Raw genomic sequence first — 22,694 nt, 5'->3', positions numbered from 1 at the left:
TGGACATATGGCACAAACCCGGTTTGCCCCGGACCGGGGCCTGACCAGTCGCATGGTTCTGACCATGTTCCTGCTCGGACTGCTCTATGTCGTCTTCGTGGGCGTGCTGATCGCGCTGGGGATGCGGTCGATCACGGTGCTGCTCATAGCGGGCGGCATCCTGCTGGTCCAGTACTTCATGTCCGATCGCATCGCGCTGTTCGCGATGCGCGGACGTGTGGTCTCACCGCAGGAGGCCCCTGAGCTGCACGGCATGATCGATCGGCTCTGCGCCATCGCCGACATGCCGAAGCCGCGGGTGGCGATCGCCGACTCGGATGTTCCGAACGCTTTCGCCACCGGCCGCAACCAGAAGAACTCGGTGGTCTGCGTGACCACCGGGCTGCTGCGCCGCCTTGACGGGCCCGAGCTCGAAGGCGTGCTCGCCCATGAGATGTCCCATGTGGCCCACCGGGACGTCGCGGTGATGACGATCGCGTCCTTCCTCGGTATGGTCGCCGGGCTCATGACCAGGATCGCGCTCTACAGCGGCCTGGGCGGGCGCAGCCGCGACGACAGGAGCGGCGGCCTCCCGATCGGTCTGATCATCCTGCTGGTCTCGGTTCTGGTGTACGCGGTCAGTTTCCTGCTCACCCGGGCTCTGTCGCGCTACCGCGAGCTTGCCGCCGACCGCGCCGGAGCGCTGCTCACCCAGCGGCCCTCGGCCCTGGCCAGCGCGCTGGTCAAGATCAGCGGCGAGATGGCCCGCATCCCGACGAGGGACCTGCGCGAGGCCGAGCCGTTCAACGCCTTCTTCTTCGTCCCGGCCCTATCCGGAAAAGCCAGCCTGGCCGCGATTCTGGCGACCCATCCGCCGCTGGAGCGGCGCCTGGATCAGCTGGCCAAGATCTCCGCTCAACTCGGACGGGGAGTGTGATCCATGAGCTGGTGGGACGTGCTGCTGGGCCGTACCGAACCGGCGAAGGCCGACCTGGACGCGCTGTTCGCACTGCCGTCGGCGTCGGTGACCCTGCAGGCCGCGACCGGTTTCGCACCCACCGGGTCGGGAGCGGTCTGCTTCCGTTCGGCCGAGGGCGGAGCCTTCGCCACGCTGCAGCGTGACATCGCCGAGTTGCTGGACTCCGGGGGCGGGCCGCCGGTGGAGATCTCCCAGGACTCCTACGGATACACGTGGCTGCTGGTGCGCCGCGCGCCCGACCAGTTCGGCGACCTGGTCACCGACCTGCACGCCGTCAACTCCTCCCTGGAGGCGGCGGACTTCGGCCCCTCCCTGCTCTGCTCGCTGGTCTCCTTCACCGACCCGAACGGTCGCAAGCTCGCCCTGGTCTACCTCTACAAGCAGGGCACCTTCTATCCGTTCGCGCCTCTGCCCGGCCAGCGCAGGGAGAACACGCTGGAGCTCGAGATACGGGGCGCGCTCGCCGGGGAGCTTCCGATCGAGCCCGACCTCGGCCGCTGGTTCCCGCTCTGGGGTGCTCCGGGTCTGTAGAGGTTCCGGCGCGTACCGCGGACCGGGTTCCCACGCTGCTCACCGGCCGGTGAGTCCGGCGGACGCCGCTTTCCCCCGATCCGGCCACCCGGCTGGCACATGGGCTTTTGATGCATAGATCGTGATTTTCTGCCTTCACAATGAGGTGCTAAAAGCCCTCAAGGGAAGGTGTGGCCATGCCGGACCTCGTGCCCTTGCGGACCGGGGATCCCCAGCGGATACGGGAGTATCGGCTCACCGGGCGGCTCGGCGAGGGCGGCCAGGGAACGGTCTATCTGGGTGTGTCGCCCACGGGCGCCCGCGTCGCGGTCAAACTGCTCCGCCCCGGCCGTACCCAGGACGGGGAGGCGACGGAGCGTTTCGTCCGCGAGGTCGGCATGGCCCAGCGGGTCGCACCCTTCTGCACCGCCGCGGTGATCGGCACCGGGGTCGACCGGGGACGGCCGTACATCGTCAGCGAATACATCGACGGCCCGACGCTGGAAGCCGTCGTGACCTCCGAGGGGCCGCGCGAGGGATCGGCCCTGCACCGCCTGGCGGTCGGCACCGTCACCGCACTGGTCGCGATCCACCAGGCGGGGGTCGTGCACCGAGACTTCAAGCCCTCTAACGTGCTGCTCGGCCCCGACGGCCCCCGGGTGATCGACTTCGGCATCGCCAAGGCGCTCGACCGGACCTCCACGCTGACCGTGACGACGATCGGCACCCCGTCCTACATGACCCCCGAGCAGCTGGCGGGGGAGGACGCGGGGCCGTCGGCCGACATGTTCGCCTGGGGCGCGACGATGATCTTCGCGGCCACCGGCCGGCCGCCGTTCGGCGTCGACAGCCCGCCCGCGATCTTCAACCGGATCATCAACCTGGACCCCGACCTGCGGGCGATCGCCGATCCGGCCCTGCGAGACCTGATCGGGCAGTGCCTGGACAAGGACGCGGGCGGGCGCCCCACGGCGGGGGAGGCGCTGCTGCGACTGCTCGGCCACCCGGGCGGGGCGCCCGGGGCGGCGACGCCCGCCGCACCCCGCGGCATCCTCGCCGAGGGCTCGGCCGCCGCCTCGCCACACCCGCTGTACCCCGCGCGGGGAGAAGGGCCCGCCAAGGGCCGGAGCGGACTCCGGATCGCGGTCGGTGCAGGGCTCGCGGTCGCACTCGTGGCGGCCGGGGGGATCACCCTGGCGCTGAGGGGCACGCCGCCCAAGATAGTCGGGCCCATCTGGACCGGCGACACGCGGGACGTGACCACCTCACCGTCTCCCGATCCGGTCCCGGCCGTCTCCGGCCCGCCCCGTGCGAGCAGGGCGATCAAGCTACCCGGCAGCTCGATCACGGTCTACGAGAGCGACGACGATCCGATCCGGCTGAGCTCCTACAGCCTGGAATGGGACAAGCGCCTCTACGTGCGCGAGCCCGGAAGCAGCCGGTTCACCAAGAACGACGACTATTTCCAGTACACGGTCAACGCCTCGGGCAGCCACGCGCTGGCCACCGGACGGAGCTACGACAAGCGCGGCTACGCCATCGTCTCGGTCGTCGACCGGCGGTCCGGTACGGCGAGCCGGATCAGGATCGCCAGGGATCCGGTCTACCCGACCCTGCCGCAGTGGTCCCCGAACGGCGAACAGGGCCTGGTGACCCTCTACGAGGTCGTCGGGAAGGACCGGAAGGAGAGCAGGGAGTACGGTTACGCGATCATCGATATCGCCACGAAACAGGCCAGGGTCGTCCGCGTGAAGGAGAAGGACGCGGGCACGTGGAGCTACTTCTGGCGGGGGGACGGCCGCGCGGTCGGCACCTGGGCGCTCACCGGCGAGACCCAGCGCATCCGTTTCTATGACCTACGGGGCACGGTGCTGCAGACTTTGCTCGACGTCGGCACGCCGATCACCGTGGAGGGCGACGACGTCTCTCCGTCGGGCTCGCTGCTCGTGACGTACTGCAAGGGGACCGAAAAGGAGATCTGTATCTGGTCCACAGCCGCCGACGGGGAGGCCAAGGCTCGGATCCCGTTCGAGACCGAGCGGCTCATCGGCTGGTACGACGACCGGCACCTCGCCGGCTGGCGGAAAAGGGGCACCGGTTACGAGGCCGTGGTGATCGACTTCCAGGGAAAGGCCGGGCGGGTGCTGGCCACCAGCGCCGAGCCGGCGGAGTACGACAGGCAGTTCATGCGCTACACACGAGGGAGCTGAGATGAGGGACTGGAGCCACGCCGAGCACGTCCAGGCGGCCGGGGTGGAGATCGTCCGGATGGCGGGCGTCCTGCGGGACGGTGACATGTCCGCTCCGGTACGGACCTGTCCTGGCTGGAATCTGGCCGAGCTCACCGCCCACCTCGGTGGTCTGCACCGATGGGTGGCCGCCATGGTGCGCGACCTGTCCGAGCGGCGCTACGACCGCGACGGGATGGACATGGGCCTCCCCGCCGATCCGGGTGGCTACTCCGCCTGGCTGGAAGAGGGGGCGAAGGTGCTGTCCGAGGCGCTGCTGTCGCAGGATCCGCAGGCGCCGATGTGGTCGTGGGGCGCGGACAAGCAGGTGCGGTTCTGGTCGCGGCGCCAGCTTCACGAGACCGTGGTGCACCGGGTCGACGCCGAGCTCGCGCTGGGCGTTCCGGTCCTGATCGACGAGGACGTGGCGGCCGACGGGGTCGAGGAGTTTCTCGACGTCCTGCCGTACGTACGGTGGAATCCCGGGGTGGCCGAGCTCAGGGGGGCGGGCGAGACGATCTCCCTGCAGGCCGACACCGGCGCCGGCTGGGTGATCACCGTCGATCCCGATCGTTTTCACTACCGGAGATCCCTCCAGCCGGGAACGGTGACCGTCCGCACCGCCACCTCGGCCGACCTGATGCAGGTGGTGTGGGGGCGGCGCAGCGCCGACGACTACGCCGTCGAGGGGGACACCGGGCTGTTCGGCTGGTGGAGGGAACACAGCGGGATCTGACACTCCGGCCAGGGCCCGGATCGGACACCCGAGCAGGGCCCCGATGTCCAGCCGGGGCCCGGGCCGGATGTTCAGGTCGGGGCCCCGGCTCGGTACCCGGGGCGGGGCCCCGGTCCGGTGTTCGAGGGGCCCGGGGGATATTTCACGGCAGGTCCCGGCCCGATGTTCAAAACATGACAGGGCACGTCGGCGACTCCCCGACACGGCCGCCGCTCCGTGATGCGATGAACTCATGATCAAGATATCTCACGCGGTGGCCGTGACCTTGCTCGCCTCCATGGGGTCCCTGGGACTGTTCGGCGGGACCGCGTTCGCCGATCCCGAGACGACGAGGGCGGTCCCCGAAGAGCCGGCGTCCTGTTGTGCGAAGCCGCAGATCACGATCCGGGGAGAGGGAATTTTTGCCGCCACTCCCGATGTCATGCGGCTGAACGCCGGGGTTGAGGTTCGTCGTCCCACGGCGGGGGCGGCCTTCACCGAGGCCCGCAAGGTGGCCGCCACGCTGACCCAGGTGCTGATCGCGGCCGGGATCGCGGCCAAGGACCTGCGGACCAACCAGCTGTCCCTCGGCCCCGAGTACGAGACCTATCCCAAGGTCTCCGGTTACCGCGCGGCGCAGGGCGTCGAGGCCGTGGTGCGTGACATCGAGTCCGCGGACCGGGTGGTCGACGCGGTGGCCGCGGTGGGCGAGGACGTCCGGCTGAACGGCCTCTCCTTCGAGGTGTCCGACACCCGGGCGGCGCTCGAGGCGGCGCGCGACGCCGCCTTCAAGGACGCCAGGGCCCGAGCCAGGCAGTACGCCAAGCTGGCCGGCCGCGCGCTGGGCCGCGCCTTGACGATCAATGAGGAGAATGTCGTCCGGAACCCGCCGGCCATGGCCGGCGCCATGTTCGCGGAGAAGAGCTCGATCAGTCCCGGCCAGCAGAACATCTCGGTCGACGTGCTGGTGAGCTACGAGCTCAAGTAATCCTTGGCAGGGCCCGCCCCGCGTGCCTGCCGGTTCCGGGTATGTGGCCGGTCCCGCGACATGCGGCCCCGCACAGGTGACGGGCCTCCGCGTACGAGGTTCCGTGTACGTGACGGGCCCCGTGTACGAGGTTCCGTGTACGTGACGGGCCCCGTGTACGAGGTCCTGTGCATGTGACGGGCCCCGGCGGGGCACGGCCCGCCGGGGCCCGTCACGCGGTGCCGGAAACACCTGATATCCCGGTTGTCCCGGGTATCAGGGAAGGGCGAGCATCCGGTCCAGGGCGACCTTGGCCCAGTGGGTGGTGTCCTCGTCCACGGTGATCTGGTTGACGACCTGGCCGGCCGCGAGGGACTCCAGCGCCCACACCAGGTGCGGCAGGTCGATCCGGTTCATCGTCGAGCAGTAGCAGACGGTCCGGTCGAGGAACGTCACGTTCTTGTCGGGGAACATCGTTCCCAGCCGCTTGACCAGGTTCAGCTCGGTGCCCACCGCCCAGGAGGACCCGGCCGGAGCCTCTTCGAGCTTCTTGATGATGTATTCGGTCGAGCCGACGTAGTCGGCCTTGGTGACGACCTCGTGCGTGCACTCGGGGTGGACCAGCACGTTGACGCCGGGAATGCGCTCGCGGACGCCGTCCACGCACTCGGCGGTGAAGCGGCCGTGCACCGAGCAGTGCCCCTTCCAGAGGATCATCTTGGCGTTCTCGAGCTGCTCGGCGGTCAGCCCGCCGTTCGGCCGGTGCGGGTTGTAGACGACGCAGTCGTCCAGCGAGAGGCCCATCTCCAGCACCGCGGTGTTCCGGCCCAGGTGCTGGTCGGGCAGGAACAGCACCTTCTCCCCTCGGGAGAAGGCCCACTCCAGGGCGCGCCTGGCGTTGGAGGAGGTGCACACGGCGCCGCCGTTGCGCCCGCAGAACGCCTTGATGTCGGCGCTGGAGTTCATGTAGGTGACCGGAACCGTGATCTCGGCGATCCCCGCGTCCTCCAGCGCCTCCCAGCACTCCTCGACCTGGTTGAACGTGGCCATGTCGGCCATCGAACACCCGGCTGCGAGGTCGGGCAGGACGACCTTCTGGGAGTCGCCCGTGAGGATGTCGGCCGACTCGGCCATGAAGTGCACGCCGCAGAAGACGATGTACTCGGCGTCCGGCCGGGCCGCGGCCTCCCTGGCGAGTTTGAAGGAGTCGCCGGTCACGTCGGCGAACTGGATGACCTCGTCGCGCTGGTAGTGGTGCCCCAGCACGAAGACCCGCTCGCCCAGTGCTGCCTTGGCCCGCCGCGCGCGCTCCACGAGCGCCGGGTCGGAGGCGGACGGCAACTCGCCCGGGCAGTCGACACCGCGTTCGCTGTGCGGGTCGATCTCCCTGCCGAGGACGAAGAGCGGAAGTCCGGTATCGGTGGTCGTCACGACCACACCCCCTTATCGTCGAACTGACGACTAATGATGACACACGCCCCCGGGCGCTTTATTCCCGGGGGGAGCCTGGGGGGAAGGGTGTGAGAGAGGTCTCTGGAATGTGTAGCAGGCAGCCGGTGTTGGTAGCTTCTAAGTAGGACGTCATTAACAGACAACCGCTCCAGCCGGGCGGTTGACGCAGACGCGGGAGTCAACACATGTCGGTTGAGAGCAGCGAGACCAGCACCGAGACCGGCGCGGCGCAGGGTCTGATCCTTAGTTCCGCAGCCGCAGCCAAGGTCAAGAGCCTGCTGGAGCAGCAGGGCGAGGAAGGCCTTCAGCTGCGCGTGGCCGTGCAGCCCGGTGGCTGTTCCGGCCTGCGTTACCAGCTCTTCTTTGACGACCGTTCGATGGACGGCGACGTCGTCTCGGACTTCGGCGGCGTGAGCGTCGTCACCGACCGGATGAGCGCCCCGTACCTCGCGGGCGCCACGGTCGACTTCGTCGACACGATCGAGAAGCAGGGCTTCACCATTGACAACCCGAACGCCGGTGGTTCTTGCGCCTGCGGCGACTCGTTCAACTAGGCGACAACACGAAGGCCCCGCGGGGTGACATCAGTCACCTCGCGGGGCCTTCGTGTGCCTGTCCGGTCCCGTATTCTTGCGTGGTTTCACACCTACCGTTCCCTGAGATGCAGACAACGAGGAGAAGAACCCCGTGCGCATCGCCGTCACCGGCTCCATCGCGACCGATCATCTGATGACTTTTCCCGGGCGCTTCGGCGACCAGCTCATCGCCGAGCAGCTCGACCGGATATCCCTTTCTTTCCTTGTGGACGAACTGCAGATCCGCCGTGGCGGCTGCGCGGCCAACATCGCCTTCGGCATGGGCTGCCTGGGACTCACGCCCATCCTGATCGGAGCGGTCGGCACGGACTTCGCCGACTACCGGTCCTGGCTCGAACGACACGGTGTCGACTGCGACTCGGTATACGTCTCCGAGCTCCATCACACCGCTCGGTTCCTGTGCACCACCGACGAGGATCACAACCAGATCGCGTCGTTCTACACCGGTGCGATGGCCGAGGCCCGGCAGATCGAGCTCGGCCCGATCGCCCAGCGGCTCGGCGGTCTCGACCTGGTGCTCATCAGCCCCAACGACCCCGACGCGATGCTCCGGCACACCGAAGAGGCCCGCCAGCGCGGCATCCCCTTCGCCGCCGACCCCTCGCAGCAGCTCGCGCGGATGCCCGGAGAGCACATCCGCCTGCTGGTCGACGGTGCCGCCTACCTCTTCAGCAACGACTACGAAAAGGGTCTGATCGAGCAGAAGACCGGCTGGTCCGACGAGGAGATCCTCGACAGGGTCGGCGTCCGCGTCACCACGCTCGGTCCCAAGGGCGTCGTGATCGACCGCAAGGGCGAGCCGTCCCTGCACGTCCCCCCGGCCCCCGAGCTCGGCAAGGCCGACCCCACGGGCGTGGGCGACGCCTTCCGCGCCGGCTTCCTGGCGGCCCTGGGCTGGGGCCTGCCCCTGGAGCGCTGCGGCCAGGCCGGCAACCTCACGGCCACCCACGTGCTGGAGTGCGTCGGCGGCCAGGAGTACGAGCTCGGCCAGAAGGTCTTCCTGGACCGCTTCGCCGACGCCTACGGCGCCGCCGCCGCCGACGAGGTGGCCCAGTTCGTGAAGTGCCACCACGCCTGAGCCTTCTTCTCGGCACGTACGGCCAAGCCGGGTGGAGGCCCACCGCCGCCACCCGGCTCGCCGTACGACACGCTCCTCGCCCGGACCCGGCCGCTCGCCGCGACGCCGTACGCCGGAAGGATCAGTAGTTACGCCGCACGTGGATCGCCCAGCCGCGCTGGGGGAGCTCGTAGCTGCCCACGTGGTGGTGCGACTTCAACCGGCACCAGGCCGGGATGTCGCTGAAGGCGGCGGGGTCGTCGGCGAGGACCGCGACGATCCCGTTGCGCGGGACGTCGTTGATCTGCGCGGCGAGCATGATGATGGGGATCGGGCACTTCTTGCCCAGCGCGTCGATGGTCAGCGCCGGGGGCTGTGCGGATCCCTCCGGGGTGGCCTGGCCGGACGTCATGAAGTCTTCACTCCCCGAATATTGATCATTGTTTTACTCCCGCGTCCTCGCGAATCCTTCTCACCATCTCAGGCAGGACGGAGAGGAAGCGGTCGACATCCGTCGCGGAGGTGCCCCGGGGCAGCGACACCCGCACGTTCCCGTGCGTGAGCACGCCCATGGCCTCCAAAACATGTGACGGACGAAGCGTACTCGCCGTGCACGAACTGCCGGACGATACGGCGAATCCAGCTTTGTCGAGCTCGGTCAGCAACGCCTCGCCCTCTACGTAAAGACACGAAAAGGTGACGATATGTGGCGCGCGCGCGACGGGATCGCCGATGACCTCGACATCGGGGACCAGCCGGGGCACCTCGGTTCTGATCCGGTTCACGAGCGCCGAGAGCCTGGCCGACTCCGTGCCCGACTCGGCCACCGTGGCACGGAGCGCGGCGGCCGCCGCGACGATCGCCGGCACGTTCTCGAAACCGGGTACGCGGCGGTGTTCGCGGTCGTCCTCGGGGAGCGGGGTGCGCCACCGGGTGCCCTTGCGGATCACCAGCACGCCGACCCCGGCCGGGCCGCCCCACTTGTGCGCGCTCGCGGTCAGCACCGACCAGCCGCCCGGCGACGGCATCCGGCCCGCGGTCTGCGCGGCGTCCACCAGCAGGGGCACCCCCGCCTCGGCGCACACCGCCGCGGCCTCGGCGATCGGCTGAACCGTCCCGACCTCGTGGTTGGCGCTCTGGAGGCAGGCCAGGGCCGTACCCTCCGCGAGGACCGCCTTCCGGAAGGCGGTCAGGTCCACCGCGCCGGTGAGGCCGACGCCGACCGTCTCGACCGAGCCGCCGTCGCGTTCGTGGATCCCGGCGGCGTGCAGCACGCTGGAGTGCTCCACCGCCGAGGTCACCAGGCGGCGGCCGGCCCTGCGCCGCCCGTGCAGGGTGCCGAGCACGCCGAGATGGATCGCCTGCGTGCCGGACGAGGTGAACGCGACCTCGTCGGGGCGGGCTCCGAGCGCTTCCGCGACCTCTGTCCTGGCCTGTTCGAGTAACATTCTTGCCCGGCGGGCGGGGCCGTACAGCCTTGCGGGGTCGGCCCAGCCGACGTCGAGCGCCGCGATCAGAGCCTCGCGCGCCTGAGGGTGCAGCGGCTCCGTGGAGGCCGCGTCGAAGTACGCCACCTCCCAATCGTCGCACCACGCGTGGTGCAAGCGGGGGCTGCGCGGGGGGGCGGGCCCAGTCCGCGCTAATGTGTCCCCCAGCGTAAAGCTGTGAACTACAAGCCGTGAATACGAATAAACGACCGCCCAGGAGTGACTCCTGGGCTTCCTCTGTGGGGTAGGCGATCCGTGAGTCCGACCCGCCGTTCTGCACGGCGTCCGTTGGCCCGCCGCCGGGTGCCACGCGCTGCCGCTCTGGCGCTGCTGATGGTGTCCGCGACGGCGTGCAGTGCCGATGAGTGGTCCCGTGGCGGTATGCCCGTCGGTATCACCAAGCAGGCTGAGACCGTCCAGAGTTTGTGGAACGGATCCTGGATCGCCGCTCTCGCCACCGGTGTGGTCGTGTGGGGCCTGATCCTCTGGTCCGTTGCCTTCCACCGCAAGAAGAAGCACTCGAAGGAGGAGTTGCCGCCTCAGGTGCGGTACAACCTGCCGATCGAGATTCTCTATACGGTGGTGCCGATCATCATGGTCGGTGTTTTCTTCTTCTTCACCGCGCGAGACCAGGACTACGTCAACGTGGTGTCCGGCACTCCCGACGTGAAGGTCAAGGTTGAGGGCTTCCAGTGGAGCTGGCGCTTCACGAGCGAGTACGCCGGTAAGACGGCCCAGGTCGTCGGCACGCCCGTCGCCGACTATCTCCAGGGGCCGCAGCTGGTGCTCCCGATGGGCAAGAAGGTCGAGTTCGACCTCAACTCGCCCGACGTCATCCACTCCTTCTGGGTGCCGGCCTTCCTCTTCAAGCGTGACGTGATCCCGGGCGTGACCAACAAGTTCGAGATCGAGACGCTGAACAAGCCCGGAGTCTTCGCCGGCCGCTGCGCCGAGCTCTGCGGTGTGGACCACAGCCGGATGCTCTTCTCGGTGAAGCTTGTCTCACCGGCCGAGTACGACCAGTACATCGCTAGCCAGGCGGGTGCCCAATGACCGCACTTAACGAACCTGTCGCCCTCGCGCCGGTGACGACCCGCAAGGGCTCCGTCATCGCGAAGTGGGCGTCGTCCACCGATCACAAGATCATCGGACATCTCTACCTGATCACCTCGTTCATCTTCTTCCTGATCGGCGGCGTCATGGCGCTGATCATGCGAGCGGAGCTGGCGCAGCCGGGCCTGCAGATCACGAGCAACGAGCAGTTCAACCAGCTGTTCACCATGCACGGCACGATCATGCTGCTCATGTTCGCGACGCCGCTGTTCGCGGGTTTCGCCAACGAGCTCATGCCGCTGCAGATCGGCGCGCCGGACGTGGCCTTCCCGCGTCTGAACATGGTCAGCTACTGGCTCTTCACCTTCGGCAGCCTCATCGCCCTGTCGGGTTTCCTTACCCCGGGCGGCGCGGCCAGCTTCGGCTGGACGGCGTACACCCCGCTGTCGAACGCGATCACCTCGCCCGGTATCGGCGGTGACCTGTGGTTCGTCGGCCTGACCATCAGCGGTCTGGGCACGATCCTCGGCGCGGTCAACTTCATCACCACGATCATCTGCATGCGCGCCCCCGGCATGACCATGTTCCGGCTGCCGCTCTTCACCTGGAACGTCCTGCTCACCGCGATCCTGGTGCTGATGGCCTTCCCGGTGCTGGCCGCCGCGCTGCTCGCGCTGGAGGCCGACCGCAAGCTCGGCACACACATATTCGACTCGAACACCGGCGGTGCGCTGCTCTGGCAGCACCTGTTCTGGTTCTTCGGTCATCCCGAGGTCTACATCATCGCGCTGCCGTTCTTCGGGATCATCACCGAGGTGCTGCCGGTCTTCAGCCGCAAGCCGCTGTTCGGTTACATCGGCCTGGTCGGCGCGACCATCACGATCGCGGGTCTGTCGATCACGGTGTGGGCGCACCACATGTTCGCCACCGGTCAGGTGCTGCTGCCGTTCTTCTCCTTCATGACGTTCCTGATCGCGGTTCCGACCGGCGTGAAGTTCTTCAACTGGGTCGGAACCATGTGGCGGGGACACCTGTCCTTCGAGACGCCGATGCTGTTCGCCATCGGATTCCTGATCACCTTCCTGTTCGGTGGTCTGACCGGCGTCATCCTGGCCTCGCCGCCGCTGGACTTCCAGGTGTCCGACTCCTACTTCGTGGTGGCGCACTTCCACTACGTGGTCTTCGGCACCGTGGTGTTCGCGATGTTCTCCGGCTTCTACTTCTGGTGGCCCAAGTTCACCGGCAAGATGCTGAACGACCGCCTGGGCAAGGTGCACTTCTGGACGCTGTTCGTCGGTTTCCACACCACCTTCCTGGTCCAGCACTGGCTGGGTGCGGAGGGCTTCCCGCGGCGGTACGCGAACTACAGCCCGCTCGACGGCTTCACCAACCTCAACATGATCTCCTCGGTCGGTGCGTTCCTGCTGGGCGCCTCCACGTTGCCGTTCCTGTACAACGTCTGGCACACCTACAAGAACGCTCCGAAGGTCACCGTGGACGACCCGTGGGGCTTCGGCAACTCGCTGGAGTGGGCGACCTCCTGCCCGCCGCCGAGGCACAACTTCACCTCGCTTCCGCAGATCCGGTCCGAGCGCCCGGCGTTCGACCTCAAGTACCCCCACGTTTCGGCCAAACGTGAGCTGGAGGAGACCCGATGAAGGTCCAGGGCTGGTTGTTCATCCTCTGCGGGGTCTTCTTCGCCGCCGTGGACGTCGTCTACTGGTACTGGTCCAAGGAGCCGGTCGGCACGACGGCGATGGCCATCTCGGTGGGCTTCGCGTTCATGATCGGTTACTACCTGATGTACACCGCTCGCCGCATCGGCGAGCAGCCGGAGGACAACAAGCAGGGCGAGATCAGCGACGGCGCGGGGGAGCTCGGCTTCTTCAGCCCGCACAGCTGGTGGCCGCTCTTCGTCTGCCTGGCTGTCGCGCTCAGCGCGGTCGGCATCGTCATCGGCTGGTGGATGTTCCTGATCGGCGTTTTCGCGATCATCATGAGCATGATCGGATTCGTCTTCGAGTACTACAGGGGTCACTTCTCGCACTGATCCCCACGAGCTTCACCGAAGAGCGGACCATGGAAAACTTCCATGGTCCGTTTTTTGGCGTTTATTAGCACCTCTGGTCGGATGTCTTATGTGGTCAATCGCTTACTCCGGGTAATAACAGGATGAGCAGATCAGTCCTGGACAGGGGAGTTCAAGTGGGGCACGCGATCCGTGGTTCGATCCAGGGGGCGGGATTGCTGGTCCTGGTGCTGGCGACCTCATGTTCGTCGACCACCGCCGTCAAGAACGACGACGCCGGGGGCGTTCCGCAACATGCCAACGCCGCCGTGGCCGTGACCCCCCTCGACAGGACGCGCGACGTGCCGACGGACACGACCATCATGGTCGCCGCGGACGGCGGGACCCTGAAAGAGGTCACCGTGAAGGCCGTCAAGGGCGCACAGGGCTCTCTGCAGGGCGTTCTGAGCGCTGACCACACCCAGTGGCGCAGCCGCGGCACAGCGGCACCAGGAGCCTCCTACGAGGTCACCGTGACGGCGTTGAACGCGGCGGGCGCGGTCACCCGGAAGACCAGCTCCTTCTCCACCGTGAAGGAAAAGGGGACCTTCGCCATCGAGAGCCTCATGCCGAGCAAGGACACGACCGGCCTGACCGTCGGTGTCGGCATGCCGGTGATGATCACCTTCGACAAGGACATCACCGATCGCGTCTCCGTCGAGCGGAATCTGTTCATCCACACGTCCAAGCCGGTCCTCGGGGCGTGGCACTGGTTCGACAACAAGACCGTGCACTTCCGCCCGAAGCACTTCTGGCCGGCCCGCACCAAGGTCCGGGTCGAGGCCCGTCTCGCGGGAGTGCGCGGCGGCGCGGGCCTGTACGGCAAGCGGAACCAGGAGATCGACTTCAAGGTCGGCCGCTCCCAGATCACCCGGGGCAGCACCAACTCCCACCAGCTCACCGTGAAGCGCGACGGCAAGACGGTCCGCCGGATGCCCATGAGCGCGGGCCAGGGCGGCGTCTGGAAGTACCACACGACCAGCGGCATACACCTGGCCATGTCCCGCGAGCCGGTCACCGTCATGACCTCCCCCGGCATCGGGCCCGGCTCGGCCGGCTACTACCAGATGACCGTCTACAACACCGTCCGCATCTCCAACAGCGGTGAGTACATCCACAGCGCCCCGTGGTCGGTCGGTTCCCAGGGCTACTCCAACGTGAGCCACGGCTGCGTCAACGTCAGCCCCGACAACGCCAAGTGGTTCATCGACAACACCCTGATCGGGGACCCGATCATCATCACCGGCTCGCCCCGCCCGCTGGAGCCCACGAACGGCTGGGGCCACTGGCAGGAGAACTGGAAAGAGTGGCTCAAGTGGAGCAGCGTCAAGCACTTCACCACCGAGGACGTCTGAGCGTCCAGGCGTGACCGTGGCGTTCCCCGAGCGGCCTGCCTGATCCGTGGCGCCCTGAGCGGCCTTCTGACCCCTGGCGTTCCTTGAGTGGTCTTTGCCCTGACCCCGTGAGCGCCCTGAGCGGCCCGGTCACGACCGTGGCCGCTCTCCGAGGCGTACAGACGTAACCGTGACCTCCCTGAGCGGGTCCGCCTGACCCGCGGTGCCCTGAGCGGCCCGGTTGCGTCCGTGGCGGCTCCCTGAAGCACGCTGACGTGACCACTGACGTCTGTTGAGGAAAGAAGCCCAGCCGCGGCCGTGGCGGCTCCCTGAAGCCCCCTGAAGCGCACAGAGATGACCGTGACGTCCTCGGGCGGCCGTGCAGCCGGACCCGTGCCGTCGGCCGATGGCCCGGCTGTGGGGCCGGTGATGATCGGTCAGCGGGCCGGAGAGGACGTGTCGTCCTCGCCCGGGCCGACGGCCGCGTGCTTCTCCTGGTCCTCGCCGTGGCCGTCGGTGAGGGCGATCTTCTCGCCGCCGTAGGCCCTGCTCATCTTGGCGCGGAGCCTGCCGAGCGGATGGCGCATCTTCTCGGAAGGGATGCCGTCACCGTCGGGGGTGTCGCCGTCGGCCCCGGCGATGATCGGGACCGGCTTCTTGTCCCGGACGCGGGCCTCGATGCCCGGATCCGGCGGGGCGTGCACCTCGATGTACTCGCCGTCGGGCAGGCGCTTGATCACGCCTGTCTCCACGCCGTGGTCGATGGTGGCCGCGTCGATGCGCTGCAGGCCCAGGCAGATCCGGTAGGTGATGACGTACGCCAGAATCGGGCCCACGATGATCAGGACGCGACCGACGTAGGTCGTCACGTTCAGCGAGACCTGGAAGAACGCGGCGATCTCGTCGTTGGCGCCCATCAGCCAGAGCAGGCCGTAGAAGGTGATCGCCGTCATGCCGATCGAGGTGCGGTGCGGGTTGTTGCGGGGACGGTCCACGACGTGGTGCTCGCGGTTGTCCCCGGTGACCCACCGCTCCACGAAGGGATACAGGGCCATGCCCGTCAGGATGATGCCCAGCGGGACCAGCGCCGGGATCAGCACGTTCAGCGGTAACGTGCCGCCCGCCGTCCCGAAGAGGTTGATCTCCCAGGCGGGCATCAGGCGGAGTGAGCCCTCAAGGAAGCCCATGTAGAAGTCGGGCTGGGAGCCCGCCGAGATGTCCGACGGCGTGTAGGGGCCGAACAGCCAGATCGGGTTGATCTGGGCGGCGGTGCCCAGCAGCGCGATCACGCCGAAGGTGAACATGAAGTAGGCGCCCGACTTGGCCATGAAGGACGGGTAGAACGGGCCTCCCACCACGTTCTCGTTCGTGCGGCCCTTGCCCGGCATCTGGGTGTGCTTCTGCACCCACATCAGGATCAGGTGAGCGGTGATGAGCGCCAGCAGGAGGCCGGGGATGAGCAGGATGTGGATCGAGTAGAACCGCGAGATCACGTCCGCACCGGGATACTCGCCGCCGAAGAGGAAGAAGGAGAGCCACGTGCCGACCACGGGCAGCGAGAGAATCACGCCCTGGGTGATCCGCAGGCCGGCGCCGGAGAGCAGGTCGTCGGGCAGGGAGTAGCCGGTCAACCCCTCGAACAGGGCCAGCGTGAACAGGACGACGCCGATCAGCCAGTTGAGCTCGCGCGGCTTGCGGTAGGCGCCGGTGAAGAACACCCGCAGGGCGTGCACCATCAGGCCGGCGATGAAGAGCAGGGCGGCCCAGTGGTGCATCTGCCGCATCAGCAGGCCGCCGCGGACGTCGAAGCTGATGTGCAGCGACGAGGCGTACGCCTCGGACATCGTGATGCCCTGTAGCGGCTGGTAGGAGCCGTTGTAGACGACGTCGCCCATGCTGGGCCTGAAGAAGAACGTCAGGAACGTGCCGGTCAGCAGCAGGATGACGAACGAGTAGAGCGCGACCTCCCCGAGCAGGAACGACCAGTGGTCGGGGAAGATCTTCCGCAGGTTGCGTTTGAGGAAGTTTCCCGCGCCGATGCGTTCGTCGATGAAATTGCTCACGCCCGCGATGGGCTTCGGGACAGGTCCGACGCTCATGCGTGGCCTCCGTTCTCACGGACCTCGGCCTCGGTGTCGCCACGATCCCAGCGGCTGGGACCAACTACGGCGGAGCCTGTCGCGGCGACGGGATATGTCTGTCGTGGCTACGCGGTATATCTCAATTATCCACAACGGTCTCTGACCTGGGTAAATGGGGTCCACCGGACGGGAGACGATCTCGGCGGCGCCGCGGTTCCGGAAAACGTCGAGGCCCGGACACCGTGTGGTGTCCGGGCCTCGGCTGTGGCGTCAGCGGTGATCGGTCAGTGGGTCAGGGAAGGCTTGTCGTCTTCGCCCGAGCCCACGGCCGCGTGCTCCTCGTGGCCGTGAGCGTGGCCGTCGGTGAGGGCGATCTTCTCGCCGCCGTAGGCCTTGCTCATCTTGGCGCGGAGCTTGCCGAGCGGGCTGCGCATCCCCTTCGAGGGGATGCCGTCGCCGTCGGGGTCGTCGCTGTCGGCCCCGGCGATGATCGGGACCGGCTTCTTGTCCCGCATGAGGGCCTCGATGGCCGGGTGCGGTGGGACGTGCACCTCGATGTACTCGCCACTGGGCAGGCGCTTGATCACGCCGGATTCCACGCCGTGGCCGATGATGTCCGCGTCCTTGCGCTGCAGGCCCAGGCAGGTCCGGTAGGTGATGACGTACGCCAGGAACGGGCCCACGAAGATCAGGACCCGGCCGACGTAGGTCGTCCAGTTCAGCGAGACCGAGAAGAACGCGGCGATCTCGTCGTTGGCACCCAGCAGCCAGAGCAGGCCGTAGAAGGTGATCGCGGACATGCCGATCGAGGTGCGGTGCGGGTTGTTGCGGGGACGGTCCACGACGTGGTGCTCGCGGCGGTCCCCGGTGACCCACTGTTCGAGGAACGGATACAGGGCCAGGCCCGTCATGATGATGCCCATCGGGACCAGCGCCGGTATCAGCACGTTCATCGGTAACGTGCCGCCCGACCCCCCGAAGAGGTTGATCTCCCAGGCGGGCATCAGGCGGAGCGCGCCCTCAAGGAAGCCCATGTAGAAGTCGGGCTGCGACCCGGCGGAGATGTTCGCCGGGTTGTAGGGGCCGAAGAGCCAGATCGGGTTGATCTGGGCGAAGGTGCCCAGCAGCGCGATCACGCCGAAGGTGAACATGAAGTAGGCGCCGGCCTTGGCCATGAAGGCCGGGTAGAACGGCGCGCCGACCACGTTCTCGTTCGTGCGGCCCTTGCCCGGCATCTGCGTGTGCTTCTGCACCCACATCAGGATCATGTGAGCGGTGATGAGCGCCAGCAGGATGCCCGGGATGAGCAGGATGTGCAGCGAGTAGAACCGCGAGATCACATCTTCGCCGGGATACTCCCCGCCGAAGAGGAAGAACGTGATCCACGTGCCGACCAGCGGCAAGGAGATCGCCACGCCCTCGGTGATCCTCAGACCGGCGCCGGAGAGCAGGTCGTCGGGCAGGGAGTAGCCGGTCAGACCTTCGAGCAGGGCCAGCGTGAGCAGCAGGACGCCGATCAGCCAGTTGAGCTCGCGCGGCTTGCGGTACGCACCGGTGAAGAACACTCGGAGCGCGTGCACCATCATGCCGGCGGTGAACAGCAGGGCCGCCCAGTGGTGCATCTGCCGCATCAGCAGGCCGCCACGGATGTCGAAGCTGATGTGCAGCGACGAGGCGTACGCCTCGGACATCGTGACGCCCTTGAGGGCGTCGTAGGAGCCCTCGTAGACGGTGTGACCCATGCTGGGCTTGAAGAAGAACGTCAGGAACGTACCGGTCAGCAGCAGGATGATGAACGAGTAGAGAGCGATCTCACCCAGCAGGAACGACCAGTGGTCGGGGAAGACCTTCCGCAGGTTGCGCTTGAGGAAGGTTCCCGCGCCGATGCGTTCGTCGATGAAGTTGCTCGGGCCCGCGATGGGCTTCGGGACGGGTCCGGTGCTCACGCGTGGCCTCCCTTTTCACGGACCTCGGCCTCGGCGTCGCCGCGCTCCCAGAAGCTGGGACCGACGGGGACGGCGAAGTCTGCCGTGGCGACGAGGTATCCCTCGCTGTCGACGGCGATGGGTAGCTGGGGCAGGGGCCGGGCCGCGGGTCCGAAGATGACCTTGGCGCCGTCGGCGGCGTCGAAGGTCGACTGGTGGCACGGGCACAGGATGTGGTGCGTGGTCTGCTCGTAGAGGGCCGCGGGGCAGCCGACGTGCGTGCAGATCTTCGAGTACGCGACGATCGAGTTGGGCGCCCAGTTCTTGTTCGTCCCCGACTTGATCTCTTCCGGACGGAACTTGATCAGGATCAGGGTGGCCTTGGCCAGGGCGTTCAGGTCGTGCTCGAAGCCCTCGGGCACCACCGACAGGATGCCGCCGGGGGAGTTGAAGTCCGCCGCGCGGATGGGCGCGCCGGTTCCCTCGACGACGAGCTTGCGGGGCTTGCCGTCCTTGGTCTTCTCTCCCCAGACGGTGTGCCGGAGCTTGCTGGGGAAGTTGGTGTGGGGCGGGCCGAGGTCCCGGAGAAGGACCAGCGGTGCCACGCCCAGCGGGGCGGCGGCGATCAGCAGCGTACGGCGGAGCAGCGGCCGCTTGGTGATGCCGCTCTCCTTGGCGCCCTGCAGGAAGGTCTCGCCGACGTACTCGCGGGCCTCGGGGTCGGAGACCATCGGGTGGCGCTCCTGGACCAGGCTGTACTTCGGCATGATCAGGCGCACCCAGACCACGATGCCCGCGGCCAGCGCCAGCAGCGTCAGGGTGAGCGTGCCGCCCAGGGCCAGGTTGGAGACCTGCGTCTTCTCGACGTCACCGACCTGGAACACCACGTAGGAGACGATGAAGCCGAGGCCCGACAGGAAGGCGATGACAAAGAGGAGGGCGGCGAACTTCTCGCCCTTCTTCGCCGTCCTCTCGTCCTGGAGGACCACGCCGGGAACGTCGACCTCCTCGGTCGCCGGCTCCTCGGCTCCGAGCAGGGAGTTGCCTGCGGCGGGGGAGGGGGTGCCGATCACGCGCCTTGGCACGCGCTCTTCGGGCTGCTCGATGTCGTGATTGTTGTCAGTCATTGGGCCTGTCGCTTCTTCGCGGTGATCCAGATGGCGGCCAGAATGAGCAGGCTGATGCCCACGATCCAGGCCACCAGACCCTCGGTGACCGGGCCGACGCGGCCGAGACCCGCACCGCCCGGATTGGGCTCGTCACGCACGCCCACGATGTAGGCGATCATGTCCCGCTTCTGCTGGGGGGTGATGATGCTGTCGTTGAACACCGGCATCGCCTGCGGGCCGGTGATCATGGCCTCGTAGATCTGCCTCTCGGTGGCCTCGTGCAGCGGCGGAGCGTGCTTGCCCTGAGTCAGGGCGCCGCCCGCGCCGACGAAGTTGTGGCACTGGATGCAGTTCGCACGGAACAGCTCCCCGCCCTTCGCCTTGTCGCCCAGGGCGGCGTCGACCTGCTCGTTCCCGGGGACGGCGGGGCCGCCGCCGAGGGACTGCACGTAGGCCGCGAGCTGCCTGATGGTCGTCTCGTTGACCCAGGGCGCCGGCTGCTTGCGAGGTGCCTGGGGGCCGGGGTTGGCCATGGGCATGCGGCCGCTGCTGACCTGGAAGTCCACGGCGGCCGCGCCGACGCCGACGAGGGTCGGGCCCTGCTTGGTGCCCTCGGCGTTGAGTCCGTGGCAGCTGGAGCAGCTCAGCTCGAAGAGCTTCTTTCCCTCGGCGACGTCGTCGGCCTTGCCGGAGGCGATGGCCGCATCGGCCCGCTCGTTCGATTTGGCGGTCACCAGGGTGTAGAACCCCCCGATCAGCACCAGGGCCAAGAGCAGGACGGCGTATCTCGCGAGGGGATGCCGCCGCCTAGCGGTGATCCTATTCACAGAGATCCCCGATTCCTTATTGAATGCCGTAGATGGTCACGAAAAGGCCGATCCAGACCACGTCGACGAAGTGCCAGTAGTAGGACACGACGATGGCGCTGGTCGCCTGCTCACGGGTAAAGCGCTTCGCGGCGTACGTGCGTCCCAGCATGAAGAGGAACGCGATCAGTCCACCGGTCACGTGGAGGCCGTGGAAGCCCGTGGCCAGATAGAACACCGAGTCGTACGCGGAGTGCGACAGGGTGTGCCCTTCATGGACCAGCTGGCTGTACTCGTACAGCTGGCCGCCGACGAACGTGGCCCCCATCAGGAAGCTGAGGATGTACCAGAAGCGCAGCTTGGCGACCTGGCCCTTCTCAGCCGCCCACACGCCCATCTGGCAGGTCACACTCGACAGGACCAGGATGATCGTGTTGACCAATGAGAACGGGACGTTCAGCTCGGCCTCCGGCCAGGGCAGACCCTGGCCGAGGCTCACTGACCGGATGGTGAAGTACATCGCGAACAGCGCCGCGAAGAACATGAGCTCGGAGGACAGCCAGACGATCGTCCCCACGCTGACCAGATCGGGTCTGCGGGACGAATGTGCTGCCGTCGTCGTTGAAATTGCGGATGCTGTCGCCACGGGCAGCATTATTGCGGTTCCCCTGCTCGGGTCGCCGCACGACCCCCCGATAGGGGGGGCAAACGTAACCCCAATGCGGACGTATGGGGCAATTCGCTCACCGATGACTCCGGCCTGGGTCTCCAGGCGAGCTGACCGGTAGCATCCCAGGTGACCATACATCGACGAGGGATATCGACGAGGGATAGTGAGTGCGACCGTGAGCACCGACGACAAGATGAGGGTCCTCGTCTACAGCGACGACGCGAGCACCCGCGAGAAGGTGCGGCAGGCGATCGGCCGTCGCCCCGCCGCAGACGTGCCTCTTGTGGAGATCGTGGAGTGCGCCACCCATGCCAAGGTCATCCAGCACTTCGACTCGGGTGAGATCGACGTCGCCGTGCTCGACGCCGAGGCCCAGCCGGCCGGTGGCATGGGCGTGGCCCGTCAGGCCAAGGACGAGGTTCACGACTGCCCGCCGATCTGCCTGCTGATCGCCCGCCGTGACGACCGATGGCTGGCCGAGTGGTCGCGCGCCGAGGCCGTCGTGCCGCAGCCGATCGACCCCGTGGCCCTTGCCGAAGCCGTCGCCGACCTGATGCGCCACCGCCTCTCCACTCATCTGACCGCCCGGTAGAACCCCCTGGAGACACCCCATGGACGCGCGCACCACCTGGCCCGCGCTGTTGTCGGCCCTGCTCGCCGGTGAGAACCTGACGGCCGACGAAGCCGCCTGGGCGATGAACGAGATCATGTCCGGCTCCGCCACGTCCGCGCAGATCGCGGGCTTCGCGGTGGCGCTGCGCGCGAAGGGGGAGACGGTCGCGGAGGTGACGGGTCTGGCGCGCACGATGCTGGAGCGGGCCACCCCGCTGACGGTGGAGGGACCCATCGTCGACGTCGTCGGCACCGGCGGCGACCGGGCCCACACCGTCAACGTCTCGACCATGGCGGCGATCGTGGCCGCCGCCGCGGGCGCCCGGGTGGTCAAGCACGGCAACCGCGCCGCGTCGTCCTCCTGCGGCGCGGCCGACGTGCTGGAGCACCTGGGGATCATGCTCGACCTGTCCCCGGCCGACACCGCGAAGGTCGCCGTCGAGGTGGGGATCGCCTTCTGCTTCGCGCCGGTCTACCACCCGGCGCTGCGCTTCGCGGGGCCGCCGCGCAAGGAGCTCGGCATCCCGACGGTCTTCAACTTCCTGGGCCCGCTGACCAACCCGGCCAGGCCCACCGCCCAGGCGATCGGCATCTTCGACCCGGGCATGCTTCCCGTGGTCGCGGGCGTCTTCGCCGAGCGGGGGGTGTCCGCCCTGGTGTTCCGGGGCGACGACGGGCTGGACGAGCTCACCACCGCGACGACCTCCACGGTCTGGGTGGTGCGCGAGGGGACCGCCACGCGGACGGTCTTCGACCCGGCCGCGCTGGACATTCCCCGGTCGGCGGCGGACGCGTTGCGAGGCGGGGACGTGGTGTTCAACGCGCGGGCCGTGCACGACCTGCTCGACGGCAAGACCGGCGCGGTCCGTGACGCGGTGCTGCTCAACGCGGCGGCCGCGCTGGTCGCCCTGGACGGCGCGGGCGACGACCTCGACGCCGCGATGGCCGCCGGATACGCACGCGCCGCGCAGGCCGTCGACTCCGGCGCCGCCGCGGCCATCCTCGAACGCTGGATCTCGTTCAGCCGGTCGCTGAAGCCGTCCTGATCCACTGTCCCGCTCGCGCG

At 67.8% G+C, this 22,694-nt stretch carries 21 protein-coding genes; 13 read left to right on the top strand and 8 right to left on the bottom strand.

Annotation, left to right across the window (positions count from 1 at the left end):
* Nucleotides 1-7: 7 nt before the first annotated feature.
* From htpX to CHC08_RS00270, 5 genes are all read left to right on the top strand, one after another.
* A complete protein-coding gene (gene htpX, locus CHC08_RS00290; protein WP_089205082.1) occupies nucleotides 8-916 on the top strand; it encodes a zinc metalloprotease HtpX in 909 nt (302 codons plus the stop codon).
* 3 nt (nucleotides 917-919) lie between these two features.
* Nucleotides 920-1,489, top strand: a complete 570-nt coding sequence (pspAB, locus tag CHC08_RS00285) for a PspA-associated protein PspAB (protein ID WP_089205081.1) — start codon at nucleotides 920-922, stop codon at nucleotides 1,487-1,489.
* A 176-nt stretch (nucleotides 1,490-1,665) separates the two neighbouring features.
* Nucleotides 1,666-3,678: a serine/threonine protein kinase gene (locus CHC08_RS00280; RefSeq protein WP_089205080.1), complete on the top strand. Its 2,013-nt coding sequence runs from the start codon at nucleotides 1,666-1,668 to the stop codon at nucleotides 3,676-3,678.
* Nucleotide 3,679: 1 nt separating this feature from the next.
* On the top strand, nucleotides 3,680-4,432 hold the full coding sequence (locus CHC08_RS00275) for a maleylpyruvate isomerase family mycothiol-dependent enzyme (protein ID WP_089205079.1): 753 nt from the start codon (nucleotides 3,680-3,682) through the stop codon (nucleotides 4,430-4,432).
* A gap of 232 nt (nucleotides 4,433-4,664) precedes the next feature.
* The gene (locus tag CHC08_RS00270) at nucleotides 4,665-5,399 is read left to right on the top strand and encodes an SIMPL domain-containing protein (RefSeq protein WP_089205078.1); all 735 of its coding nucleotides are present in this window, start codon (nucleotides 4,665-4,667) and stop codon (nucleotides 5,397-5,399) included.
* A gap of 255 nt (nucleotides 5,400-5,654) precedes the next feature.
* On the opposite strand, the gene nadA is transcribed toward CHC08_RS00270, so the two are convergent.
* A complete protein-coding gene (gene nadA, locus CHC08_RS00265) occupies nucleotides 5,655-6,809 on the bottom strand; it encodes a quinolinate synthase NadA (protein WP_218825047.1) in 1,155 nt (384 codons plus the stop codon).
* Nucleotides 6,810-7,015: 206 nt separating this feature from the next.
* Between nadA and CHC08_RS00260 the strand changes: the two genes are divergently transcribed.
* Together CHC08_RS00260 and CHC08_RS00255 are read left to right on the top strand one after the other, a co-directional pair.
* Nucleotides 7,016-7,384, top strand: coding sequence for a HesB/IscA family protein (locus tag CHC08_RS00260; RefSeq protein WP_089205076.1), 369 nt, complete (start codon nucleotides 7,016-7,018; stop codon nucleotides 7,382-7,384).
* A 133-nt stretch (nucleotides 7,385-7,517) separates the two neighbouring features.
* Nucleotides 7,518-8,504 (top strand): carbohydrate kinase family protein, encoded by a 987-nt coding sequence (locus tag CHC08_RS00255; RefSeq protein WP_089205075.1) that lies wholly within the window; start codon nucleotides 7,518-7,520, stop codon nucleotides 8,502-8,504.
* 121 nt (nucleotides 8,505-8,625) lie between these two features.
* On the opposite strand, the gene CHC08_RS00250 is transcribed toward CHC08_RS00255, so the two are convergent.
* Both CHC08_RS00250 and CHC08_RS00245 read right to left on the bottom strand, forming a co-directional pair.
* Entirely contained in the window at nucleotides 8,626-8,895 is a 270-nt protein-coding gene (locus tag CHC08_RS00250) for a sulfurtransferase TusA family protein (RefSeq protein ID WP_089205074.1), read from the bottom strand.
* A gap of 25 nt (nucleotides 8,896-8,920) precedes the next feature.
* Nucleotides 8,921-10,057 (bottom strand): cysteine desulfurase family protein, encoded by a 1,137-nt coding sequence (locus tag CHC08_RS00245; RefSeq protein ID WP_089205073.1) that lies wholly within the window; start codon nucleotides 10,055-10,057, stop codon nucleotides 8,921-8,923.
* A 132-nt stretch (nucleotides 10,058-10,189) separates the two neighbouring features.
* Here CHC08_RS00245 and ctaC point away from each other — a divergent pair, with 132 nt between their 5' ends.
* The 4 genes from ctaC to CHC08_RS00225 all read left to right on the top strand — a co-directional run bounded on the left by ctaC (nucleotide 10,190) and on the right by CHC08_RS00225 (nucleotide 14,446).
* Nucleotides 10,190-11,023 (top strand): aa3-type cytochrome oxidase subunit II, encoded by an 834-nt coding sequence (ctaC, locus tag CHC08_RS00240; protein WP_476718272.1) that lies wholly within the window; start codon nucleotides 10,190-10,192, stop codon nucleotides 11,021-11,023.
* Nucleotides 11,020-12,681 (top strand): aa3-type cytochrome oxidase subunit I, encoded by a 1,662-nt coding sequence (ctaD, locus tag CHC08_RS00235; protein WP_089205071.1) that lies wholly within the window; start codon nucleotides 11,020-11,022, stop codon nucleotides 12,679-12,681. Before ctaC ends, ctaD begins: the two co-directional genes overlap by 4 nt.
* Entirely contained in the window at nucleotides 12,678-13,073 is a 396-nt protein-coding gene (locus CHC08_RS00230; RefSeq protein ID WP_089205070.1) for a cytochrome c oxidase subunit 4, read from the top strand. The genes ctaD and CHC08_RS00230 overlap by 4 nt, the downstream gene beginning before the upstream one ends.
* Before the next feature lie 122 nt (nucleotides 13,074-13,195).
* Nucleotides 13,196-14,446, top strand: a complete 1,251-nt coding sequence (locus CHC08_RS00225) for a L,D-transpeptidase (RefSeq protein WP_245878044.1) — start codon at nucleotides 13,196-13,198, stop codon at nucleotides 14,444-14,446.
* A 416-nt stretch (nucleotides 14,447-14,862) separates the two neighbouring features.
* Here the strand turns inward: CHC08_RS00225 and qcrB (CHC08_RS00220) are convergent, their stop codons facing one another.
* The 5 genes from qcrB (CHC08_RS00220) to ctaE form a co-directional block, all read right to left on the bottom strand.
* Nucleotides 14,863-16,524 (bottom strand): cytochrome bc1 complex cytochrome b subunit, encoded by a 1,662-nt coding sequence (gene qcrB, locus CHC08_RS00220; protein ID WP_089205068.1) that lies wholly within the window; start codon nucleotides 16,522-16,524, stop codon nucleotides 14,863-14,865.
* A 266-nt stretch (nucleotides 16,525-16,790) separates the two neighbouring features.
* Nucleotides 16,791-18,452, bottom strand: coding sequence for a cytochrome bc1 complex cytochrome b subunit (gene qcrB, locus CHC08_RS00215; RefSeq protein WP_089205067.1), 1,662 nt, complete (start codon nucleotides 18,450-18,452; stop codon nucleotides 16,791-16,793).
* On the bottom strand, nucleotides 18,449-19,558 hold the full coding sequence (qcrA, locus tag CHC08_RS00210; RefSeq protein ID WP_089205066.1) for a cytochrome bc1 complex Rieske iron-sulfur subunit: 1,110 nt from the start codon (nucleotides 19,556-19,558) through the stop codon (nucleotides 18,449-18,451). The genes qcrB (CHC08_RS00215) and qcrA overlap by 4 nt, the downstream gene beginning before the upstream one ends.
* Complete coding sequence (gene qcrC, locus CHC08_RS00205) at nucleotides 19,555-20,367, bottom strand: cytochrome bc1 complex diheme cytochrome c subunit (RefSeq protein WP_089205065.1); 813 nt, start codon at nucleotides 20,365-20,367, stop codon at nucleotides 19,555-19,557. The genes qcrA and qcrC overlap by 4 nt, the downstream gene beginning before the upstream one ends.
* 16 nt (nucleotides 20,368-20,383) lie before the next feature.
* Nucleotides 20,384-21,001 carry an aa3-type cytochrome oxidase subunit III gene (gene ctaE / locus CHC08_RS00200; RefSeq protein WP_089205064.1) on the bottom strand — a complete coding sequence of 206 codons (618 nt, stop codon included), beginning with the start codon at nucleotides 20,999-21,001 and terminating at the stop codon, nucleotides 20,384-20,386.
* A 208-nt stretch (nucleotides 21,002-21,209) separates the two neighbouring features.
* Here ctaE and CHC08_RS00195 point away from each other — a divergent pair, with 208 nt between their 5' ends.
* Together CHC08_RS00195 and trpD are read left to right on the top strand one after the other, a co-directional pair.
* Nucleotides 21,210-21,608: a DNA-binding transcriptional response regulator gene (locus CHC08_RS00195; RefSeq protein ID WP_089205367.1), complete on the top strand. Its 399-nt coding sequence runs from the start codon at nucleotides 21,210-21,212 to the stop codon at nucleotides 21,606-21,608.
* Between the two features lie 19 nt (nucleotides 21,609-21,627).
* The gene (gene trpD, locus CHC08_RS00190) at nucleotides 21,628-22,674 is read left to right on the top strand and encodes an anthranilate phosphoribosyltransferase (RefSeq protein ID WP_089205063.1); all 1,047 of its coding nucleotides are present in this window, start codon (nucleotides 21,628-21,630) and stop codon (nucleotides 22,672-22,674) included.
* Nucleotides 22,675-22,694: the final 20 nt, after the last annotated feature.

Origin of the sequence: Streptosporangium subroseum (assembly GCF_900188345.1) — a bacterium.
GTDB classification, from domain to species: domain Bacteria; phylum Actinomycetota; class Actinomycetes; order Streptosporangiales; family Streptosporangiaceae; genus Streptosporangium; species Streptosporangium subroseum.
The sequence above is the reverse complement of the archived record's forward strand: the minus strand, read 5'-3'. Positions and strand labels throughout refer to the sequence as shown.

Bases quoted from the DNA above. Each gene is read 5' to 3' on its own strand.
- CHC08_RS00225 (WP_245878044.1), top strand. From the start codon at position 13,196: ATGAGCAGATCAGTCCTGGACAGGGGAGTTCAAGTGGGGCACGCGATC.
- pspAB (WP_089205081.1), top strand. From the start codon at position 920: ATGAGCTGGTGGGACGTGCTGCTGGGCCGTACCGAACCGGCGAAGGCC.
- qcrA (WP_089205066.1), bottom strand. From the start codon at position 19,558: ATGACTGACAACAATCACGACATCGAGCAGCCCGAAGAGCGCGTGCCA.
- CHC08_RS00260 (WP_089205076.1), top strand. From the start codon at position 7,016: ATGTCGGTTGAGAGCAGCGAGACCAGCACCGAGACCGGCGCGGCGCAG.
- trpD (WP_089205063.1), top strand. From the start codon at position 21,628: ATGGACGCGCGCACCACCTGGCCCGCGCTGTTGTCGGCCCTGCTCGCC.
- ctaE (WP_089205064.1), bottom strand. From the start codon at position 21,001: ATGCTGCCCGTGGCGACAGCATCCGCAATTTCAACGACGACGGCAGCA.
- CHC08_RS00280 (WP_089205080.1), top strand. From the start codon at position 1,666: ATGCCGGACCTCGTGCCCTTGCGGACCGGGGATCCCCAGCGGATACGG.
- ctaD (WP_089205071.1), top strand. From the start codon at position 11,020: ATGACCGCACTTAACGAACCTGTCGCCCTCGCGCCGGTGACGACCCGC.
- CHC08_RS00275 (WP_089205079.1), top strand. From the start codon at position 3,680: ATGAGGGACTGGAGCCACGCCGAGCACGTCCAGGCGGCCGGGGTGGAG.
- CHC08_RS00195 (WP_089205367.1), top strand. From the start codon at position 21,210: ATGAGGGTCCTCGTCTACAGCGACGACGCGAGCACCCGCGAGAAGGTG.
- CHC08_RS00270 (WP_089205078.1), top strand. From the start codon at position 4,665: ATGATCAAGATATCTCACGCGGTGGCCGTGACCTTGCTCGCCTCCATG.
- CHC08_RS00230 (WP_089205070.1), top strand. From the start codon at position 12,678: ATGAAGGTCCAGGGCTGGTTGTTCATCCTCTGCGGGGTCTTCTTCGCC.
- CHC08_RS00250 (WP_089205074.1), bottom strand. From the start codon at position 8,895: ATGACGTCCGGCCAGGCCACCCCGGAGGGATCCGCACAGCCCCCGGCG.
- qcrB (WP_089205068.1), bottom strand. From the start codon at position 16,524: ATGAGCGTCGGACCTGTCCCGAAGCCCATCGCGGGCGTGAGCAATTTC.
- htpX (WP_089205082.1), top strand. From the start codon at position 8: ATGGCACAAACCCGGTTTGCCCCGGACCGGGGCCTGACCAGTCGCATG.